Source organism: Sphingomonas sp. Leaf67 (genome assembly GCF_001421965.1).
Taxonomy (GTDB): Bacteria; Pseudomonadota; Alphaproteobacteria; order Sphingomonadales; family Sphingomonadaceae; genus Sphingomonas.
Genome location: NZ_LMLP01000008.1, coordinates 1 through 18,976, shown reverse-complemented (window position 1 = coordinate 18,976; position 18,976 = coordinate 1). Strand labels below are relative to the sequence as shown.

General features: G+C 60.1%; 17 protein-coding genes, 1 tRNA gene and 5 pseudogenes. 9 read left to right on the top strand and 14 right to left on the bottom strand.

Features of this window, described 5'->3' with window-relative positions; translation table 11 throughout:
* Positions 1–99 precede the first annotated feature (99 nt).
* Positions 100–441: pseudogene (locus ASE90_RS07495) on the top strand (SDR family oxidoreductase); the annotation flags it as partial.
* Positions 442–720: 279 nt separating this feature from the next.
* A complete protein-coding gene (locus ASE90_RS07490; protein WP_235531707.1) occupies positions 721–1,299 on the top strand; it encodes an IS6 family transposase in 579 nt (192 codons plus the stop codon).
* A gap of 242 nt (positions 1,300–1,541) precedes the next feature.
* Here ASE90_RS07490 and ASE90_RS20570 read toward each other — a convergent pair.
* Both ASE90_RS20570 and ASE90_RS20565 read right to left on the bottom strand, forming a co-directional pair.
* Positions 1,542–1,753, bottom strand: a pseudogene (locus tag ASE90_RS20570) (transposase); the annotation flags it as partial.
* Position 1,754: 1 nt separating this feature from the next.
* Positions 1,755–2,014, bottom strand: a pseudogene (locus tag ASE90_RS20565) (transposase); the annotation flags it as partial.
* Positions 2,015–2,097: 83 nt separating this feature from the next.
* Here ASE90_RS20565 and ASE90_RS07480 point away from each other — a divergent pair.
* Positions 2,098–3,012 carry a type II toxin-antitoxin system prevent-host-death family antitoxin gene (locus ASE90_RS07480; protein ID WP_082449651.1) on the top strand — a complete coding sequence of 305 codons (915 nt, stop codon included), beginning with the start codon at positions 2,098–2,100 and terminating at the stop codon, positions 3,010–3,012.
* A gap of 169 nt (positions 3,013–3,181) precedes the next feature.
* Here the strand turns inward: ASE90_RS07480 and ASE90_RS20985 are convergent, their stop codons facing one another.
* Both ASE90_RS20985 and ASE90_RS07465 read right to left on the bottom strand, forming a co-directional pair.
* Positions 3,182–3,406: a transposase gene (locus ASE90_RS20985; protein WP_162235066.1), complete on the bottom strand. Its 225-nt coding sequence runs from the start codon at positions 3,404–3,406 to the stop codon at positions 3,182–3,184.
* A gap of 731 nt (positions 3,407–4,137) precedes the next feature.
* Complete coding sequence (locus ASE90_RS07465) at positions 4,138–4,860, bottom strand: Crp/Fnr family transcriptional regulator (RefSeq protein WP_055998488.1); 723 nt, start codon at positions 4,858–4,860, stop codon at positions 4,138–4,140.
* Between the two features lie 184 nt (positions 4,861–5,044).
* Between ASE90_RS07465 and ASE90_RS07460 the strand changes: the two genes are divergently transcribed.
* Complete coding sequence (locus ASE90_RS07460) at positions 5,045–5,341, top strand: hypothetical protein (protein WP_055998486.1); 297 nt, start codon at positions 5,045–5,047, stop codon at positions 5,339–5,341.
* Positions 5,342–5,477: 136 nt separating this feature from the next.
* Here ASE90_RS07460 and ASE90_RS07455 read toward each other — a convergent pair whose 3' ends face one another.
* On the bottom strand, positions 5,478–5,672 hold the full coding sequence (locus tag ASE90_RS07455; RefSeq protein ID WP_055998484.1) for a hypothetical protein: 195 nt from the start codon (positions 5,670–5,672) through the stop codon (positions 5,478–5,480).
* 96 nt (positions 5,673–5,768) lie between these two features.
* Between ASE90_RS07455 and ASE90_RS19045 the strand changes: the two are divergent.
* Positions 5,769–6,100: pseudogene (locus ASE90_RS19045) on the top strand (integrase core domain-containing protein); the annotation flags it as partial.
* A 119-nt stretch (positions 6,101–6,219) separates the two neighbouring features.
* Here ASE90_RS19045 and ASE90_RS07450 read toward each other — a convergent pair.
* Both ASE90_RS07450 and ASE90_RS07445 read right to left on the bottom strand, forming a co-directional pair.
* Positions 6,220–8,274 (bottom strand): putative bifunctional diguanylate cyclase/phosphodiesterase, encoded by a 2,055-nt coding sequence (locus tag ASE90_RS07450; protein ID WP_055998483.1) that lies wholly within the window; start codon positions 8,272–8,274, stop codon positions 6,220–6,222.
* Positions 8,271–8,777 (bottom strand): GAF domain-containing protein, encoded by a 507-nt coding sequence (locus ASE90_RS07445; protein WP_055998498.1) that lies wholly within the window; start codon positions 8,775–8,777, stop codon positions 8,271–8,273. The genes ASE90_RS07450 and ASE90_RS07445 overlap by 4 nt, the downstream gene beginning before the upstream one ends.
* A 349-nt stretch (positions 8,778–9,126) precedes the next feature.
* On the opposite strand from ASE90_RS07445, the gene ASE90_RS07440 reads away from it, so the two are divergent.
* The 4 genes and pseudogenes from ASE90_RS07440 to ASE90_RS19040 all read left to right on the top strand — a co-directional run bounded on the left by ASE90_RS07440 (position 9,127) and on the right by ASE90_RS19040 (position 13,061).
* Positions 9,127–9,567, top strand: a complete 441-nt coding sequence (locus ASE90_RS07440; protein ID WP_055998481.1) for a spore coat U domain-containing protein — start codon at positions 9,127–9,129, stop codon at positions 9,565–9,567.
* A 9-nt stretch (positions 9,568–9,576) separates the two neighbouring features.
* Positions 9,577–9,981, top strand: a pseudogene (locus ASE90_RS20980) (molecular chaperone); the annotation flags it as partial.
* A gap of 358 nt (positions 9,982–10,339) precedes the next feature.
* A complete protein-coding gene (locus ASE90_RS07430) occupies positions 10,340–12,592 on the top strand; it encodes a fimbria/pilus outer membrane usher protein (RefSeq protein ID WP_055998477.1) in 2,253 nt (750 codons plus the stop codon).
* A complete protein-coding gene (locus ASE90_RS19040; protein WP_162233620.1) occupies positions 12,567–13,061 on the top strand; it encodes a spore coat U domain-containing protein in 495 nt (164 codons plus the stop codon). Before ASE90_RS07430 ends, ASE90_RS19040 begins: the two co-directional genes overlap by 26 nt.
* A 553-nt stretch (positions 13,062–13,614) precedes the next feature.
* Here the strand turns inward: ASE90_RS19040 and ASE90_RS20550 are convergent.
* The 7 genes from ASE90_RS20550 to ASE90_RS20545 all read right to left on the bottom strand — a co-directional run.
* Positions 13,615–13,881, bottom strand: a complete 267-nt coding sequence (locus tag ASE90_RS20550; protein ID WP_055998475.1) for a hypothetical protein — start codon at positions 13,879–13,881, stop codon at positions 13,615–13,617.
* Between the two features lie 310 nt (positions 13,882–14,191).
* Positions 14,192–14,503, bottom strand: a complete 312-nt coding sequence (locus ASE90_RS07415) for a hypothetical protein (RefSeq protein ID WP_156361498.1) — start codon at positions 14,501–14,503, stop codon at positions 14,192–14,194.
* Between the two features lie 314 nt (positions 14,504–14,817).
* Positions 14,818–14,891: transfer RNA gene (locus ASE90_RS07410), tRNA-Gly, on the bottom strand.
* Between the two features lie 132 nt (positions 14,892–15,023).
* A complete protein-coding gene (locus ASE90_RS07405) occupies positions 15,024–16,142 on the bottom strand; it encodes a tyrosine-type recombinase/integrase (protein WP_055998471.1) in 1,119 nt (372 codons plus the stop codon).
* Entirely contained in the window at positions 16,139–16,540 is a 402-nt protein-coding gene (locus ASE90_RS07400) for a hypothetical protein (RefSeq protein WP_156361497.1), read from the bottom strand. Before ASE90_RS07400 ends, ASE90_RS07405 begins: the two co-directional genes overlap by 4 nt.
* Before the next feature lie 496 nt (positions 16,541–17,036).
* Entirely contained in the window at positions 17,037–18,728 is a 1,692-nt protein-coding gene (locus ASE90_RS07395) for a serine/threonine protein kinase (protein ID WP_055998467.1), read from the bottom strand.
* Positions 18,729–18,782: 54 nt separating this feature from the next.
* On the bottom strand, positions 18,783–18,976 hold a 194-nt coding region (locus ASE90_RS20545; protein ID WP_235531705.1), incomplete at its 5' end, for a hypothetical protein.

Genomic DNA, 18,976 nt, shown 5'->3' with positions numbered 1-18,976 from the left:
CGATGATCTCGGACACGGACATAAGCCTATGCTCAGGGGATAGCCCCAAGCCTCCTTCTTAGGCTTAATTCCGTCCGGTCAAAACAGGGGCCAGTTCAGGTCATCCTGACCGGCTCGACCACCGGCGTCATGGGAACGCCGGCGTTCAGCGTCTACAGCGCCTCGAAAGCGGCCGTCCGCAACCTCGCGCGTAGCTGGGCTCAGGATCTGCGGGGCACGGGGATTCGCGTCAACGTGTTGTCGCCGGGCCCAACGCTCACGGAACTGGCTGCCGAAGTCGTCGGGCGCGATGCCATGATGGAGATGGGCGCGACGACACCGATCGGACATGTCGGCGACCCATCGGAAGTGGCGGCCGCGGCGGCCTTCCTGGCATCGTCGGACAGCAGCTTCATGACGGGTAGCGAGCTATTCACTGACGGTGGCTTGGCGCAAATCTGACGCGGCCGCCAAGTGGCACGGGACTGGCTGGCGGCCCTTCAACCACGCGCGTCAGTCTCGGCCTCTACGCAAGGCGGGATGAACATGAATGAATGGCAGATATCGGGAAGCGGATATAGCGCTTCGAATGACCGCATCTGGGTCTTGATCCAGGGGGATGAGCAATCGGTCGCCTTGAAAAGCAGACTGTAGTCGAGAAACGAAAGGCGGGGCTAGCCGGCTGCGGCTCCGTCAAACCAAATGCACCTTCTGGTAAGCAAGGCAGGGTAGGGGGCTTACATGCCCCGTCCACGCAAGCCTGCCAGCCCGTTCCGCTACTTCAACTCATCGCCCGAGGTGATCCGGCTGGTGGTGCTGATGTACGTCCGGTTCCGGTTGAGCTTGAGGAACGTCAAGGACCTGCTGTTCGAGCGTGGTATCGACATTTGTCACGAGACGGTGCGACTGTGGTGGAACCGGTTCGGTCCGCTGTTCGCAGGCGATATCCGGCGGCAGCGGGTCAGCCGGATGCGGGGGTTTCGCCACTGGCGGTGGCACCTTGACGAGATGTACGTGAAACTCAACGGTGAAATGGTCTACCTCTGGCGTGCCGTCGATCAGGAAGGCGAGGTGCTGGAGAGCTATGTGACCAGGACGAGAGACAAGGCCGCAGCCCTGATGTTCATCAAGAAGGCGCTGAAACGCCATGGAGCACCGGACAGGATTACGACCGATGGTCTGCGCTCCTACCGTGCCGCAATGAACGACTTGGGCAACGCCGACCGGCAAGAGATTGGTCGCTGGGCAAACAACCAGGTTGAGACCAGCCATCTGCCGTTTGACGACGGGAGCGTGCAATGCAGCGCTTCCGGCAGATGAGGGCGCTACAGAAGTTTGCCTCCGTCCACGGGCCTGTCAGGAATTTCGTGTGCGGACGGGCGGATGCACATTACGCCGCCATGGCGCGGATGAAGCGTTCGCCGAAGATGACGGCGAACTGGGCCTTGGCCATGGTCCACTCACGTGGCGGCATCCTCCACTCTTTCTCCGAGCGGTTCAAGATCAGGTAGAGCAGCTTGGTGGCGGCCTCATCGCTGGGGAAATGCCCCCGGGCACGCACNCGTGGCGGCATCCTCCACTCTTTCTCCGAGCGGTTCAAGATCAGGTAGAGCAGCTTGGTGGCGGCCTCATCGCTGGGGAAATGCCCCCGGGCACGCACGGCCCGGCGCAGCTTCGAGTTCAGCGCCTCGATGGCGTTGGTAGTGTAGATGATCCGGCGAACCTCGTCGGGGAAGGCGAAGAACGGGATCACCTCCGCCCAGGCCCGTCTCCANGAGTTCAGCGCCTCGATGGCGTTGGTAGTGTAGATGATCCGGCGAACCTCGTCGGGGAAGGCGAAGAACGGGATCACCTCCGCCCAGGCCCGTCTCCAACTCTGGCCGATGGCGGGATAGCGGGTGCCCCAGGGACCGGCCTCGAAGACCGTCAGTGCCTGCTCGGCCGCCTCGGCGCTGGGCGCGCGGTAGACTCGAGCCATTTTTTTACAACGATCAACATCCTGAGAGCGTTGGAAATTGAATCGAATAAGGTATATATAATAATATTAAAATCATATATAAATCTTTAGCAATAAACTGTACGAATTTCATCATGTTGGCTCATTGCGATGGAGCGTAGATGGAACTGGATTCGGAAAAAGAACTTTGGAACGGCAAGCAGCGGGCGCCGGCGATATCTTCGTCCGAGTTTGCCCGAAAGTTCGGCCAGTTGCGGCAAATGCAGGACGATCAGGCGATTGTCGTTACCCATCATGGTCGCGGCACGCATGTCCTCACTACTGTTCGTCATTATGCGGCGCTGCAGCAATCAAAAATTAATGATTCCAGAGAATCTATTCTGACAGCCAGCGTCCAAGAATTGGCGAATTGCCTCAATATTGGAGTGCTGCTGATCGATTACGACCTGCGTATCATCGTTGCCAATCGGGTCGCGCATGTTCAACTAGATTGCACCGATGGCGAATTGTCCGGTCGGAAGGTATTCGAAGCGCTGCCAGTGTTTCAGGATTCCCTGATCGAGACCTACGTGAAGCGATCGATTGCAAGTAAGGAACCCTATTCCGCCGAAATCCCGTCGCTGTTTCGTAAGGACACTTGGGTCCGTGCTGAAATATACCCATTTAGCAAATACGTGACAGTTCTGTTTCACGACATCACGGACGATATGAAGGTCCACCGATTGGCCGACGCCCGCAAGTCTCTGCGGGAGGCGATCGCTGTGCATGATGGAATCAGCTATGTATGCGTAAATACCCGCGGCCATATCGAACAGGCCGAACCGGCCTTCTGCGATATTTTACGCCTATCCGAAGACCGGCTGCTGCATGTCGCGCTAGCCGACCTGATCCCTGTCAGTCAGCGGGTGGCGTTTCGCGAGGCGCTCGACCGGGTGTTAAGCGGGGAGGGCACGCGGACCATCGACAGCGCAGTCCTGTCGAACGACGGGCGGGAGCTGCCGGTCCGCCTCACTCTTGCCGAATTGCGCGGCATTTATGGCAACGAGGGCGCGATCGCGTTGCTAACTAAGCGGTAGCGACCCGGTCGGCGGTCCTCATGATTTGCCGTAACAGATCCCGACGGTAGTCGGCGAAGTCCGGTACCCCTGTCACGGATGCGCATATTTGTATTGGTCTCAGTCGCGCAAACCCGGCCTGACGGCGGACAGGGGTCTGGCGCGCAATAATGCTAGGTCGGATCGACATTCAGCGGAGCCAGGCCATGGCAGCGGCGAGGTGGACAAAGCCGTTGAAGTGCTCGGTTCGTCGGTCGTAGCGGCCGAAGCGGCGGAAGTGTTTAAGGCGACTGAAGCATCGCTCGATCTGGTTACGATGCCTGCAGATACCGGCATCGTGAGGGATGGCGACCTTGCGGTTGCGCCTGGACGGGATCGCCGCTGCGGCGTCCATATGTGCTGTCTGGTCGCGCAAGTCGTTGCCATCACGGGGAACGCCTGATCCTTGCCCCCCTTTCCCAGTCGAGCCTGCTGGTGGGCGCGAACGATCATGCTGTCGATCATCAGATACTGGTTGTCCCGGTCGACCGTCAGCGCCTCGAACATCATCCGCCGCACCACAAGGATCCCGGCCTCAAGGTCCTGCGCCGGCGCTGGGTCGTCGGGCGCGCTTCAGATGGATGACCGTATGGAAGCGCCTCGCGCGCCATTACGAGCGGCGCCTCGACGTCTCCGAGGCCATGATCCATGTGGCCCCCGGCAGCCTTATGCCGCGCCGGATCGTCCATACCCGAACATTCTCAAACGCACTCTTGGGCGGGATCCTCGACATCGATCGCGCAGCTTCTGATAAGGCAATCCGCGACCAACGTCGGCACGATTAGTAGTTCCACGCTTGGGATAAAATTCGCCCGGTATTGATTACGGTTAATAATTCCGTCTGACCGGTTCCTATAACGGTTTCGTCGATGCACCGGCAAAATCGAAGCGCTGACGTATACGAAGCATGATCAGCCATAGGACACGTAACGATGATTCGGTAAAATGGTAAGAAATAGTATTGTATATATTATGGACGTTCGCCTATAATTGTAATTTTTCGCCATACTGTCGCATGAAGCGTAATTGATAATACGAAATAAGCCGTTTGGGCCTGATATGGCGACAAGTTCAAACAATATTTATAGTGATATATAGGACTTGATACTACGGTAATTGTCGCAAGCGGCGATGGAGATAGTTTTCATCAAATCCCGCGATCTGAACCAACTTGACAGGATCGAGCAGCGTCACGCCGCCGCGTTTCAACGCCATCGCTCCGGTCAGTCGCAAGTTCTTCAGTACGCGGTTGATGTGCACCGGGGTCATACCCAGCGCATCCGCCAACACCAATTGCGACAGTGGCAACGGGAATTCTCCGTTCCCGGTAAGGCCGATGTTGCGCGCCCGCAGATAGAGTTCGCAGATTAAATGCGCGACGCGTTCCGTCGAGCTACGTCGTCCCATGCTTACGATCCATGCGCGCATCACCCCCTCGTCGACCAGCTGCGCCGAATACATCGCTGCAGCGATATTCGGATGCTGCTGCATCAGCGCGGCCATGTCGTTCTTGGACACTATAGCGACCGACGCCGGCGTGATCGCCTGTATGCTATGATCCATTTCCGCCAGCAGCTTCACGTGGAGGTCACACGCATCGCCCGGCATCAGGAAAGCCATAATCTGGCGAGTGCCGGTCGGCAGGATTTTGTACCGGCAGGCCCACCCTTCCAGCACAACGAACATCGGTCCGGGTTCGTCACCTTCGCGGATTAGGTCAGATCGGGCGGCATACTGCCTTGGCCGCGCCGTGACACGTTCCAAGGCGTAAGCATCTTCGTCCGTCAAATTAGCCAATCCGCGTAGTTTCTGAACAAAAAGATTAGCCATGCCCGGTTTTACACGCCTCCGCGTAATACCAAATATTAATTGATTATATTGCTCATTGTTATTGTAGATTATTGCAATTACTTTATAATTGCGCTAGCGCGTACTACCGTTGGCATGGCTTCCCCAGGCGTCGACGGCTGGTAGCGTATTCGAGCTCCCGCCTGCAAAACGGTAGGCGTGATCAATGCCCGACATCGATACGAATGACCGGTTGCCGTTTCCGGTTGATCCCTTGCTTGCCATCGCTCATGGTCGCGCCGCGCTGGCACTGGTTGAGAGCCTTATCCACGGGCTGTGCGAAGCCGGCGCACTCACCACCCAACAGTCGCTCGAGATCGTTGAGCGGGCGATGGACGTCCAGTTTGACCATGCGACAGAAACCGATGGCGTCACAACGGATCTATGGAAGTCGCATACGATTCTGTCGCTGATCGCTCAATCGATACGAATCGATGTCGAAAACGCACCGCCGGCAGACTAGTCGAGCTTTAGGACAACGATAGTCATTGTCCATGCCGTGGAAATGTCGCACATAGCATCAACGATTTTCCAGGTTCTGCGATGTAGCTATCGCATGGGCATGCGTTCGGCATGAGCCTTTGCATGTCCGTCATCGGCTACTGATCGTCATCTGGCGATAAAGTGTGCTCGTAACGTTCAGCGAATGCGTTGAATACGCTTTCAAGCGCGAGGTTCAACTGCAGCGCGACGCTGTCCAAGCCTAAAGCTGCCGCTATACGAGCGTTCGCCGAAATTTCGGTAGCAAGCAGCTGATACAGGTTTCGGGCAACCTCCTTCGAGAAACTATCCATTCTTTCGCCTCCGCGAGGGGAGAGTACGAAGATACCGATGCATGTTCTACACAAATGTTTATTATTTAAATAACTAACCTGGGTTAAATGGAAATGGATCGCGACAGCCCTTTCACCGGCGCCGACTTCACCGACAGCTTGCGCGATGCCGAGGTGCGGATCAGCATGGACGGACGCGGCCGCTGGATGGACAACGTGTTATCGAACGGCTTTGGCGGTCGCTGACGTACGAATGCGGCTATCTGAACGCGTTCGAGACGAGCTGCGAACTGCGGACCGGGCTCGGCCGGTGGATTACTTATTACAACCGGCAGCGGCCTCTCTCCCGCTTCGCCAGCCAACGGCCGGACAAGGTGTATGGGCGGGGCAACGCAACGCCATATCCACGGCATGCCCCGGATACGGCGTTCGCAACAATGGCTGCATAAACCAACCGGGTAAAGCTTAGCTCAGCCGCCAAACTGTCCAGAAAGGCGGGATCACCGAAGTAAATGATTGCACACAAGCTGCCCAAGAGTTCTGGCGGGGCGCGCAGTTCGAAAATTGATTAGGCAGCGCTGGGTGTCGTGGCCAAAGCGCGAGGCTTGAGGGACATGGTCTGCTTGATGATGTCCGTAGTGCATAAGGTGCGCGATGGGCGGCCGATAAGATACCCCTGAATCGCCGAGCAGCCTTCGCGCGCAACGATGGAAAGCTGCGCGGGCTGTTCGATCCCCTCTGCCAGCACCCGCATGTTCAGTTTCGCGCCAAGGGCCGTTACCGATTGCAGGATGGCTACCGCTTGTTCGTCACGCTCGATCTCCGCAACGAACGATGCGTCCAGCTTTAGGCAATCGAACGGGAAGGATCGCAGGACATCAAGCGAAGAGTAGCCGGTACCAAAATCGTCGAGTGCGATGGCGATGCCCATCGCTTTCAACGCTCGCAGCTGGGCAAGCGCGAACTGGCGATCGTGAATAATTGCGCTTTCCGTCAGTTCGAGTGTCAGGCGTTCTGCCGCCAAGCCGCTGTCGGCAAGTGCATCATGCACGGTTTCGATCAGCCTTGGATCACTTAGATGCTTCGGGGAAAGGTTGACGGAGACACAGTGCCGGTTAGGCCAAAGCGCTGCTTCGAAACAAGCTTGCCGCAATATCCAGATGCTTAGGGGTACGATTTCCCCGCTCTCTTCAGCCAGCGGAATGAAGGTCGCCGGCGAGATCATACCCTTTCCAGGATGTTTCCAACGGACAAGCGCCTCGTAGCCAAGGATTTCTCCTGTCGCGACGGCGGCCTGCACCTGGAAATGCAGTTCGAAATCTTGCGTTTCGATCGCCTTACGAAGCTCGGCAACGAGTTCGCGTCGTGTGCGTGCGGCATCATCCATCTGTGCATCGTAGAAACACGGTTCAGCCGAATGGTTGGATTTCGCGCGGTACATGGCCAGATCAGCTTTCGCGAGCAGCGCATCGGCATCGAAGCCGTCGTGGATAGCAAGCGCGACACCGATATTGGAGCTGATGGAGGCAGTGAACCGATCAAATGTGAAAGGCGCGACGAACGCCATGCGTAGTCGATCCAGGAAATCGGTCAATTGTTCATGGCTGTCATAGGAAACGACCGCCGCAAACTCATCGCCGCCGAGCCGTCCGACACACTCGCCCCGCTTCAGCAGCGAACTTAATCGGGCCGCAAGCGCCATAAGCAATTGATCGCCGGCCTGGTGGCCATGTGTGTCATTGACAACCTTGAAGCGAGACAGGTCCATCATGATCACGGCCATGCTGGTATAGCCGCCCTTCACGAGGAAGCGGCGCTGTAGCTCATCGAGAAAGCTCATTCGATTGGGGAGATCTGTCAAGCCGTCGTGCAGCGCCATCCGCCGCAGCCGACGGTAGGATTCGTTTTGCGAATGGGAGTCTATCAGCGCGCTGATCGCGGCACACCCTACGATGATCAGCGACGCTATCGCGGTCGTGATGGCTAGGCCCATCATCGTCGGATTCGACAGGCCATCGCCCATTTTCAAGACGGCGATGCGCATCGCGGCCATGCCGGTGAAGTGCAAGGCTGCTACGGCGAGCGCCAGCAGCAAGACGGCGTGCGTGCGCCGCCATGACCGACGAACGTTCAGCCGATGAAACGCGATGCCGCTTATTGCGACCGATAGCAGTACGGACGCTGCAACATATCCCCACGCCCAGGTAACGATGCCGTCAACGCGGTACGCTGCCATTCCCAGATAATGCATGATCGAAATAGCGGAACCGACGATGCTACCACCGGCTATGCCGCCCCATCGTTTCCGGGAAGCCGCCAGACCAAGTCCGGGTATCGCGAGGCCGACTGCCGCAAGTAGCGACAATAGCGTTTTCAACGGATCGAGCACGACTGGCGCTTGCGTACGAAAGGCCATCATTGCAACAAAGTGCGTTGCCCAGACCATTGTGCCCGTCGCAACTGCGGCCAGAACAATCCAGCCATGCCGGCTCTGGCCGGTGGCGGATCGGATGCGGCCAAAGAGCTGGACCGTTGCTGCGGATCCGATCAGACATACCAGGAGTGCCAGTGCGACAAGCCTCGCGTCGTGTTCCTGGGCGATACACAGTGCCACCTGCATCATGCCGCATTGCCCCACAGGTCCCGGCGGCTTTCCAGCATCAGCGCAGCTTGGCGGGCCAATCCAGCAAGATACGCTTTCTGGTCGTCGGAGGCCGCTTGTCGACGAACCGTATCAACGACGCACAGTGCGCCGACTTCGATGCCGCTCAACAAGCGCAGGGGAGCGCCGATATAGTAGCGAACATGCGGCTCACCGCGAACAGCTGGCAGCGCAGCAAAACGTGGGTCGGCCTCAGGATCGCAACATTCGAGCAAGCTGCCCTGCTCAATGGTGAAGGTGCAAAAACTGTCGTTGCGCGGCATGCAACCGACTGGGAAGCCGTAGCCAGCAGCGATGTTTTGCGTTTCGTCGTGGATGAGAGAAACTGCTGCCATTGGCGCCAGAAAGGCTGAGGCAGCGGCACTTACGAAGCGATCGAAAGCCGACGTCCCGGAAAGGGTCGCCTCCGTCAGACCGCGAACTGCGATAGTGCGACGCCGCTCTCGCAGCAAATTCCCAAACATTGACCTGCCACCGTATTCCATGACGGCGACGCTACTCCTCACGGTGCTAACGGAAGGCTAACGTCTGAGTTACTGCGGTTTTGAAATAGGCGATCTGATGACAGTACCGAACGAAAAGGATGGATGTACGAAAGTTGATACAAGTTAGTTTCAGCTACTCCATATAAGTAATACGATCTATATCGTATACGGCGCAAGTGTAATTCCGTAATTTTCGCAATGTCGCCGAAATACATCGTTAATTTTACCATGCCATTACTTAGGGATAGAGAATCGGTACGGAGTATTCCAGTTGCGAAAAATTCTTTGCGCGGTTGCGCTCTCATGCTGCGTGATCGTTGGCGCGCCTATGGCGGTTGCGCAGACGGCAAGTGGTGTTCTCACCGTTGAAGTCACGGTTGTATCGACCTGCGCTGTCGGCAGCGGCACGCTTGCCTTCGGGACCGTTGATCCGGCGGCGGGTACGAATACGCCGACACGGGTCAACGTCAACGTAACCTGTACGCAGGGTACGCCGTTCTCGGTTGGTCTGAGCGATGGTGCTAATGCCACCGGCACGCAGCGCCGCATGAAAGGTTCCAACCAGTCACAGTATCTCGCCTATAACCTTTTTCAGGACAGCGCCGGTACGCAACGTTTCGGCAATAACGTCACCGCGCAGCGTCTTATCGGTCAGACCGGTCTTGGCGCGACCGCCAACTCAATTCCGGTCTATGGCTCGATCGTCGCAGGCCAAAGCGCCCCCGCAGACGTGTACTCGGACACCGTTCCGATCACGGTCTATTACTAAGCCTGAACCATGACAGCGGCTTTCATCTCTTCGACCTTGGGCGGACTCGGCCTTGTGCTGTCGGCGGCGCTGCTATTCCCGGTCGCTGCGCAGACCTCAGGTGGCACGGCCCAGGGGGGCGGCCTGTCGGTTGCACCAGTGCAGCTGACGCTGGCAGAAGGGACGCGGAGTACTTCTACGATCGTCAGCAATCCGGGTAATGGTCCGGTGACGGTTCAGGTCCGGCTGTTCAGTTGGACGATGGTGGGCGACGAAGAAGTCTACAGCCCTGCCACGGATGCGGGGTTCAGCCCGCCGCTGTTCCGCCTGGAGGCGGGCGGTGCGCAGGCTGTCCGGGTCGTCGCTAAGGCACCCGCCGGTCCGCTTGAGCGAAGCTATCGGTTGGTCATCGATCAGTTGCCCTTGGCTGGTGCGCCGGGGCAATTGCAATTGCCGGTTCGCATGATCCTTCCCGTGTTCGTCGCACCGGCTGCCGGAGTTTCAAGGTCTCGCTATTTGGAATGGCGCGCGCGCCAGGAACCAAAGACGAATCAGGTCACGATCACCGTCAAGAACCGCGGAGCGGTACATGCCAAGTTTGTCGAACTCACGGTGCAGGACGGCGATAAGTCGAAGGTAATTGCGCCTGGCTTGGCTGGCTACGCCCTAGCCGGACAGGAGCGTTCGTGGACCTATAAAGCAACCACACCGACCAAAATCGTGACGCTTACGGTCCAGGAAGGCGGCAAACTCTTACGCTCGTCCGTCTTGCTGACGCAGTAATGATCGCATCATGCCCGGATTTTTGTTCGCGCTCGGTCTCTTGGCCGTTTCGCCCGGATCGTTGGCGGCTGCTGTGCAGCTAACCACCACCGAACAACCCGTAGCTGGCGAAATTTACGCGCAAGCATGGGTCAACGGCATCGATACCGGCAGCGTCATCGAGCTGTTCGGGAACGCAGACGATCTGGAAGCGACTGCTAGCGACCTAAGAATGTTAGGGATTGACGCGGTTTCGAAAGAGGGTCCCGTCCGCCTCCGTAGCATCACTGGGCTCGCCTACCACCTCGATCGGGCTGCGCAAGTCCTGAACATCGAGGTTGCACCTTCGGCCATGCGCCGAAGCGAGATCGCAGTCACCGCAACGCAGGCCGACGCGGTGTTGCCGGCATGGGGTAGTCTCCTCAACTACTCGGCATATGGCGACGATACCGGCAATATCGGCGCTACCGGCGAGCTCCGCCTGTTCGGCCCCGTCGGCACGGTTTCGAGCGGCGTGCTCGTCAATCGAAATCCAGAGCGTCGCAATTTTGACGTCCGACGTTTGGAAACGCGGTACGTGTTCGAGAATCTTCGGTCGGCCCAGCGACTGACAATTGGTGATTTCATCAGCCCTGACGGTTCGGCCAACGGCGCCATTCGAGCAGCTGGCGTTCAGCTCGCTACGGACTTCACGTTGCAACCCGACCTCGTCACGATGCCGTTGCCACAACTGACCGGTGGTAACGGCGTGCCATCGACGGTGGACCTGTACGTCAACGGCGTTCGTCGGCTAACCCAGGACGTCAAAGCAGGCCAGTTTGCCGTATCTGGCGTGCCGATGGTCGACGGTGCCGGGCAAGTCTCGCTGTTGGTCCGTGATGCGCTGGGCCGCGAGAGCGTCCAGCAGCTGTCCTTCTACAGTTCGCGTCAGTTGTTGCGACCGGGCTTGACTGCCACGTCGGCGCAGGTCGGTCTGCTAAGACGCAATGCCTTCATTGCTGGTGATCGATACGGTGCCGGTTTCGCGTCCGGCGCGCTTCGCCACGGTGTAAGCGACCGGCTGACTGCGGAAGCACGGCTCGCGGTGGCGGGAACAGCACAGGTTGCCGGTGCCGGTCTGATCTCTAAGCTGGGCGAGTTCGGCATCTTGGCATTTAGTGGTGATATCTCGCATTCGAACGGCGCAACGGGCGCGGATGCGACCATTTCGTTCCGGCGCGATGATCCGCGTATGTCTGCCTTCATCGTTGCCCAAAAACGCTTTGGGAAATTTGAGACGCTGGCGAACCAACGGTTCTTCCGCGAGGACTGGACGCTTCAGGTTGGCGGGGCATGGCGTTCACCCGTTCTTGGCGGGCTTTCGCTTTCCACGACATTTCTGCATTCGCCGCGTTTAAACACGCGTATCATCGCGGCAAGCTGGTCGCGTTCAATCGGCAACCGCTTGTCGGCCTTCGTCAACGTCGTTGAAACCCGGGCGCGACGGTCCGGTCTGCTCGCGGCAGTCGGCGTTACGTTACCCTTGTCGAACCGCTCATCGGCGATCGTTCAGGCATCGCATAACGCGCAGGGCCTGTCCGGCGCCGCAAGCTGGGCTCGGTTCGGCGAGGTGGATCAGGGCATTGACTTACGCACGACCCTCTCGATGACGCCTGATCGCGCTACGTCATTAGGTGGCGGCCTAACCTTTCGGGGGCGGTCAGGCGAGATTGGCGGTGACGTCCAAATCGATCGTCGTCGTTCTGCTGGTCGGGTGTTCGCTTCGGGAGCAGCATTGTGGGTCGGCGGGCGACCAGAGCTGGCCAACGCGGTCGGGCAAAGCTTTGTCGTAGTGCAGACCGGCCAGCCCAACGTTGCCGTTAACCTTGAGAACCGCCCTGCCGGACGGACGCGCTCGGATGGCAGCCTGTTTCTGCCCAACCTCCCTGCCAATGCGACCGCGCGGATAGCGCTCGATTACGATGGGATCGATTTCGAGCACGAGGTCGCCAAAGCCGAAGTGCTTGTGCGGACACGCGGTGCCGGCGGCGCTGTCGTAAAATTGCCGGTCCGCCGTATTCGCGCTGCGACCATTCACATCCTGCTGCCCAACGGACAGCCCATTCCGATGGGGTCGCTGGTACACCGTCAGGGTCGTCTGGACGATATGGTCGGCTATGAAGGTATTGCCTATCTAACGGATATTGAAGAGAATGTTACTGCAGAGGTCGAGATGGGAGGTGACCGCTGCAAGATTCAATTTCAGCAGGGAACGACCGATGCAGTCATCTGCCATCCGCTGTAAGCAAGGGCTTCTCACCGCTGCCGTTGCCTTCTGTTGCCTGTACGCATCAACGGCAAGTGCGGTATCGTGCACGGTTTCGACAGTGCCGGTAAGGTTCGGTGTCTATAATCCGCTGCAGACTGCGCCACTCTCGACGACTGGAACGATAAACGTCGCCTGTACCTGTGCCGTGGTCGATTGCGTGGCCTTCGGCTATCGGATCGACGTGTCGGCGGGACAGTCCGGTAATCTGGTTCAGCGCGAACTGCGGGACGGAACGAAGCGGCTGCAGTACAATCTCTATTCGGACCCCGGGTTTACCAGCCTCTGGGGTACCGGCATCGGTGCTACTGGAGGTGTCGGTTTCCTCTACCTGTTAGCTTTGTTCGGATCGCGACAACCGGTAACGGTCTATGCTCGGCTTCCTGCACGACAGACTGCGCAACCCGGTGCCTATTCTGACACCCCGGTAGTAACCATTATTTATTAGATGACGATGGAACCAGAATGGGGGTCTAGCGTATAGCAGCCGTGGAAGGGGGCTGCTTTGCGCATTTTACGCTGTTTGATCGCTGCTGGACTGTTGTCGTCTGGCGTATCCGCGTGGGCCGAAACCGCGCCGGGGACCCTAACCGTGAGCGCCGTCGTTATCGATCGGTGCATCGTGTCCAACGCCGTATTGAGCAACGTCATTGTGAAATGCAACGCTGCAGCACCGCCTCACCGCGTGATAGACGAACTAAAGCCGTTTGCGAGCGCTGGTGAGCGAGTTCGTAAAACGGTTCTCTTTTAGCGTCTTGAAGCACATCGTCAAAACAAGTGCACCGCCTGGAAATATGGCTGCGGGCGGGTAGGGCAGGCCCGTGCCTACAAGTCAATCAGTCCGTTTCGTTGCCTCAACTTGTCGCCCGAAGTGATCCGGCTGGTCGTAGTCAGGCAAGTGCGCTTTCCGCTGTCGCTGCGCAACGTCGAGGACCTGCTGTTCTACCGCAGCCGCGCCGTCTCATGACCGATCTCGTTCCCAATCGGAAAAGTCGATGACGTCATGATCGGCCCCGCCTTTGACCCATATCGAGAGGGTTGGGCATGATACGGGCCGCGATGGCCGCACCATACGCCTTGGCCATGAAATCCAGGACAGCGTTCGAGGATGGTGAGGCACCGGCAAAGGCTGGCTGTTCATGCACTTCGCGAGCCATCGTCTTCATTTTTTCTTGCCCCGCCAGGAACGCTGTCAGATCGGGCAAGCCGCCTGCCATCAACTCCGCGATCCGGCTGAGCGGAAAGCCGAAGCTTTTGAGTGCGATCACCTGGTGCAGGCGGGCAATCTGCTCGGTGCCCTAGATTCGCCATCCCGCGGCGGTTCGCGCCGCCCGGATCAACCCATGCGCTTCGTACACGCGCCGGGCCTTGCCGCTGACGCCTAGCCGACGAGCGGTTTCGGCAGATCGCAGATATGGTCCGGGTTTTGCCAATCCGTCATCCTTCTTCGAACGAATCGGCTTATCGGTTCTGCCCCGGGGGCCGATGCAAGAGTATACTGCGTTCCCGATCAAACATCCCGATGGGACGGGGTCGCAAAGCCGTGGGGTGTCCTTCCGCCCCATGCTTGGCATCTCGCTAGGCACTTCGATGCGGCACAAGCGACTCGAGGATGAGGACAATGGCGGCGCGGTCCTGCGCCGAGAAGCGGTCGGTCAGCTCATCGATCAGGTCGGATGGCACACTATCGGCATCGGCCGGCCGGCGGGCCGCGACCCTATAGGTTGTCTCCAGGCTGCAGAGTGGACGACGGTCGAGCCCCGCCCTCATGCCGCTGTCGAGCCGGGCGGCCCTCGCCTGCCGTGGTTCCTCGTCCAGCGCCGACCGGAACACGCTCTCCACCTCGCCCGCTTTCAGAAAGCCGCGACTGGCACGATCGAACATCTGCATCGCCAACACCTCTCATTTCGCCGAGGCGGGTGGCGAGACGACGTACCTCGACCGGATCTGCGACGGCCAACGGGACCATTACAGGACGGTTGACGATTTTGCGCAGGTACAACCTGCGGCGATAGTGATAGCGTGCGCCGCGCGGCTACCGATAGGAAATCAAGGCCACATCCACGTCTCGCCCGAACGGCGGCGCGGACCTGTCATGCGGGCGGACGATACCATCATGTGCGCATCTTGGTGCACAATCCGGTGTCCCGCGAGAGCGCGGCCGGACGCCGGAATGGCGAATTTATGTGGATTTATCGCGAATGTGGAGCGGGTGAAGGGAATCGAACCCTCGTCGTAAGCTTGGGAAGCTTCTGCTCTACCATTGAGCTACACCCGCAAATCAACGACTTAGCGCTGAAAAGGCCCTCTGCACGGCATCGGTTTACGATTCCGGTTTACAGTGGGCGAGGCAGGCAATGCCACGACCCCCGGTCCGCCGTCAACAAGCATGGCCCGCATCTTGTGGCATTCACAGCGGCGTCAGGCCGCGGGCGATGCGCTTGCCGAGCGCGATCTGGCGGGCGGTGTCATCAACGTAGATGCGACGAATCCGCGCCACCTCATCGACAGACCATCCCATGATACTGGCGATCTCGGCATCGGCAAGGTCGGTCTCGGTCATGAGATAGGTGGCGAAGGTGCCGCGGACATCGTGGAGGTGCTTGCGTCGCTGCCGCGGTGGGCCGCCTTCTTCGTCGACATCGATGTGAACGATGCCGGCGAGCTTGGCGATGCGTGCGACCTCCTTGCTCAGCGTATCAAGGTGCCAAGGTCTGCCTCGTGGGTTGACGAGAACCGTATCGACGCCTGACACACGTGAACGAACTTTGAGCAACTCAAGCACGGCGTCCAATCGAGCGATCCGCGGAACCGTCGCGAAGTGGCGCCTGCCTCGACTGCTCTTCATCGCCTTCTTGACTATGGCGAACTCACCTACTGATGCCCAGGTGACTCGCGCAATATCTTCCCGACGCAACCCGGTCACCGAACAGAAGAGAACGGCTTCATAGACGGCACGGTCCTTTTCACCGGCGGCCCTTTCGAAAGCGTCTAGGTCATCCTTCGTCCAGATGATTTCTGCGCGTTGCCCATTGACGTATATCTTGGCGATCTTCTCGGCCACGTTGATCCTGAGATCGCCCCGCTGAACCCCGAATTTTAGCAACGCGCGCAGCACGGTGACACCATTGTCCGCTGCGCGTGGCATCTTCTTACGATCCTCGCGCCAATCCACTACCTTCGCGATCATTCGAGTATCATTGAAGACAGCAAGTGGGACCTTGCCCCATTTGGCTTCTATGGCGCGAATGCTTGATCCCCACGTCTTCTGGCTGTTTGGTGTGAAATTAGACCATTCCGAACTGTCGCGCCATTTGTCGATCAGGGTCTGGATCGTCGTGGGACGGGGCTTGCGCGCGGCATCCCGATCCCTCCTAGCGGCCGCGATCCTTTCCAGCGCTTCCGTCGTCAGCGATGGCTTGCGCCCATCCGCCGACATGACGACCGGCCCCCCGCGCCATGCATAGACGTACCAGCGGCTGATCCCGCCGGCGAGGCGTTTCCTAACGAAGTGGACGCCCTCGATCACAGTCGGGATTCCCAATCGCTGAAGATGTCGTTTGGAGTTGGCGGGACGGACTCATGCGATCCCCCAGCCGACAGACGGATCGTGCCGTCAGGCTGCACCTCGACATGCGCGACGATAAATCCCGCCTTGCTTGCCGCGTCGAGAACGCGTCGCACCGCCGTAACGCTGATCGGGCTTTTCTTGCGCGATACGCGCACGCCATTTTCCTTTCGAGAACCGGTGGTCTCGAAATTGGCCTCATCCTCACCCCTGCCGGGGCGGATCGAACGGGTGTTCTGATCCGAACGGCTCGCGATCGTCGCGAGGCATTCGAACCCCAACCCGATGGGGTGCATCTCCTCGATTGAGGAGAGCAGCGGTTGGACGAACGGTGTCGGACCAGGCCGGGTTTCGTCCACCTCCGCACGGCGCGCTGACGCCTGGTGTGCGGCGGGTTCTTTAGGATCCAACACGGGAGCGCACTCGCGAGCTGCCGCTGGCAGACCCCCGGCCTAGGTGACGACGTTGACCGAGGGCCTGCCAGCGGTATTTCGGAGAGCCTCGTCGCACCGAAGCGCGGCCTCAGCCGTGCTTCGCAAATCAGCTTGGCCCGGAATCGGCGGGGAGGGAAGAGCCCCCATCGCACTGATCTACATCAACTTGGTAACGCTATGCGTCAACCTGATGGAAGAGAGGACGACGCAGAAACGGTCGTTCAGTGGCAAAGGGCCGCTTCCCACTTTCCGCCGCTCGTTCATCCCGCCTCTATGGTCCTTCAGACCGGATGCGGCGCTGAATGCGTCGTCGCGGGCCGCCTCACGCGGCAGGCGCGTTCTTCGACTTGCTGGCGGAGGCGAACAAGCTGCCGCGCTGACGCCGGGCGCAGCCGCGTCGGATGTCCGGCCGCCGACGCGGCTAGGACGCCGTTTCCGGCGGGTAGCGGTCGGCCAGCGCGAGCATCGTGCTCTCGCCCCCTTCGCCGTTCGCGTGGATGACCTGCTGCTCGAACGGATGCAGGTCGGCGTCTAGGACGACCCACCGCGACCGCTCCATCGACTGGTCGTCGAGCACGGCGGAGATCTCGGCGATCTGGGCCAGCGGGACCAGCGCCGTGACGAACGCCGCGTTCATCGTGTCGCGCGTGCGCCGGTTCTCCAGGAAGTAGCGGAGGCCGTGGGCGAGCTGCCCGCGTTCCGACTGCGACGGGTCGTAGACGAACGCGAGCACCTGCCTGCCGGCCAAACGAGCCGCATCTGCCGCTGCCGCCAACCGCCCGTGCGGCGCGGTCTCGCGGAAGAACTCCGCCTCGACGGGCAGGTGGTCGGGATCGACCAGCGCGCGCCTGATCCTCGCTAGCACCCATGTCCTGATCGCCGAGGCCATCTGGCCACCGAAGTCGGGGGAGGCGATGGGCGTGCGGTGGACGGTCTCGCCGGACAGGCGCACGACGACCTCGTCGCCGGCCTGCGTCGCCTCGCAGGTCGTCGACAGGAACGGGTCGGAACCGGTGCGGCTCCAGATGTAGTTTGTCGTGCCGACGTCGGCGTCGATGCGCTGCGCGGTGTGGCTCAGCGAGAATCCAGCACCCAGCTCGTCGCGTATCGCATGGAAGACTGGGCCGAAGTGCCCGATGGCGTCGCCGAAGGTCTTGATCGAGGCTATGAGCCGGCGTTCGGCCGCGGTGTCGATCACGCCGCGGATCGCGGCGAAGTCGTCGTCGGGCGACCCGATGGCGGTCAGCGCCTCCATCAGCCGGTCGAGCGCGTCGAGCATCGCCCCGGCGTTCGAGAACCTCGCCGCGAGCACGGGCTCGAACGCGTTGTCGAAGAACGCGACGAGCCGCGCGAGCCTCGGTCCCGCCGCGGTCTGGAGCGCGGCCAGGGCCGGGCGGCGCTGGTGCGGCAGCCGCCCCTCGGCGTCCTGCAGGACGTCGGGGTGGCTTCCCACGATCAGGAAGAACAGGATGCCGCCGGCGAAAGAGAGGTCGGAGCGGGGATCCTGCTTGAGCACGCTTCCCGCCGAGAGCTCGGGCAGCCGCAGGAAGCGGTTGCCGACCTCCTGTCCGTCCTCAGTCCGGAAATCGGGTTCCGCGGCCTTGTGGTAGCTCAGGCCGAAATCGAGCAGGCAGGCTCGTCCCGGATCCCCGTCCTGCAGGATGACGTTGTCCGGCTTGACGTCGCGGTGTACGCATCCCTGGCCGTGGCAGTCCCGCAGGATCCGCAGGATGCGGCGGGTGACCGCGACGGCGTCCTCCAGCGAAGGTGCGGCCGACGCCCGCCAGGCCGTCAGCGTGGGGCCCGACACGAACTCGGTCACGATGTAGGAGTCAAAGGCCAGGTCGCCGTGCCGGTGCGCGTTGCTCTCGATCAGGCGCGGGATGCCGTCGACCGCGAAGCTGTCGTAGGCGCTCGCCTCGCGGAAGAAGCGCGACCGGCGCTCCGGGACCGTCCTCGCCTTGAGGACCTTCAGAAAGCCGTTCCGGCCGTCGGCGGTGCGCCTGGCGCGGAAGGCGTCGCCCTGGCCGCCGCCGACGAGGTTCTCCACGACCGACCAGCGCTCGCGCCACCGCGCTGCGTCGATCCAGGTCTGTGCGTTCTCGTCTGACATCCGACCCGAGTAGCGCATCGCGGCGCCGGATACACGGCCCGGCGTCGCCTTGGGTCAGGACCGTGCACCACCTATGTCCGGCGAATGTCTAAGCAGGCCAAGCCGTCCAGGAAGCACCACTACGTGCCGCAGGCGCAGCTGCGCCACTTTGGACTTGCCCCGGAAAAGTGGAGAGTTCTCCTTAAGGTGAAAGGCGAACTCGATGACGAAGCAGCGACGGTTCACGAAGGAATTTGAAAACGAAGCGG

Excerpts from the sequence above, each read along its gene's own strand:
- ASE90_RS07490 (WP_235531707.1), top strand. The coding sequence starts at position 721 with ATGCCCCGTCCACGCAAGCCTGCCAGCCCGTTCCGCTACTTCAACTCA.
- ASE90_RS07480 (WP_082449651.1), top strand. The coding sequence starts at position 2,098 with ATGGAACTGGATTCGGAAAAAGAACTTTGGAACGGCAAGCAGCGGGCG.
- ASE90_RS07465 (WP_055998488.1), bottom strand. The coding sequence starts at position 4,860 with ATGGCTAATCTTTTTGTTCAGAAACTACGCGGATTGGCTAATTTGACG.
- ASE90_RS07460 (WP_055998486.1), top strand. The coding sequence starts at position 5,045 with ATGCCCGACATCGATACGAATGACCGGTTGCCGTTTCCGGTTGATCCC.
- ASE90_RS07455 (WP_055998484.1), bottom strand. The coding sequence starts at position 5,672 with ATGGATAGTTTCTCGAAGGAGGTTGCCCGAAACCTGTATCAGCTGCTT.
- ASE90_RS07450 (WP_055998483.1), bottom strand. The coding sequence starts at position 8,274 with ATGATGCAGGTGGCACTGTGTATCGCCCAGGAACACGACGCGAGGCTT.
- ASE90_RS07445 (WP_055998498.1), bottom strand. The coding sequence starts at position 8,777 with ATGTTTGGGAATTTGCTGCGAGAGCGGCGTCGCACTATCGCAGTTCGC.
- ASE90_RS07440 (WP_055998481.1), top strand. The coding sequence starts at position 9,127 with ATGGCGGTTGCGCAGACGGCAAGTGGTGTTCTCACCGTTGAAGTCACG.
- ASE90_RS07430 (WP_055998477.1), top strand. The coding sequence starts at position 10,340 with ATGCCCGGATTTTTGTTCGCGCTCGGTCTCTTGGCCGTTTCGCCCGGA.
- ASE90_RS19040 (WP_162233620.1), top strand. The coding sequence starts at position 12,567 with ATGCAGTCATCTGCCATCCGCTGTAAGCAAGGGCTTCTCACCGCTGCC.
- ASE90_RS07415 (WP_156361498.1), bottom strand. The coding sequence starts at position 14,503 with ATGCAGATGTTCGATCGTGCCAGTCGCGGCTTTCTGAAAGCGGGCGAG.
- ASE90_RS07395 (WP_055998467.1), bottom strand. The coding sequence starts at position 18,728 with ATGTCAGACGAGAACGCACAGACCTGGATCGACGCAGCGCGGTGGCGC.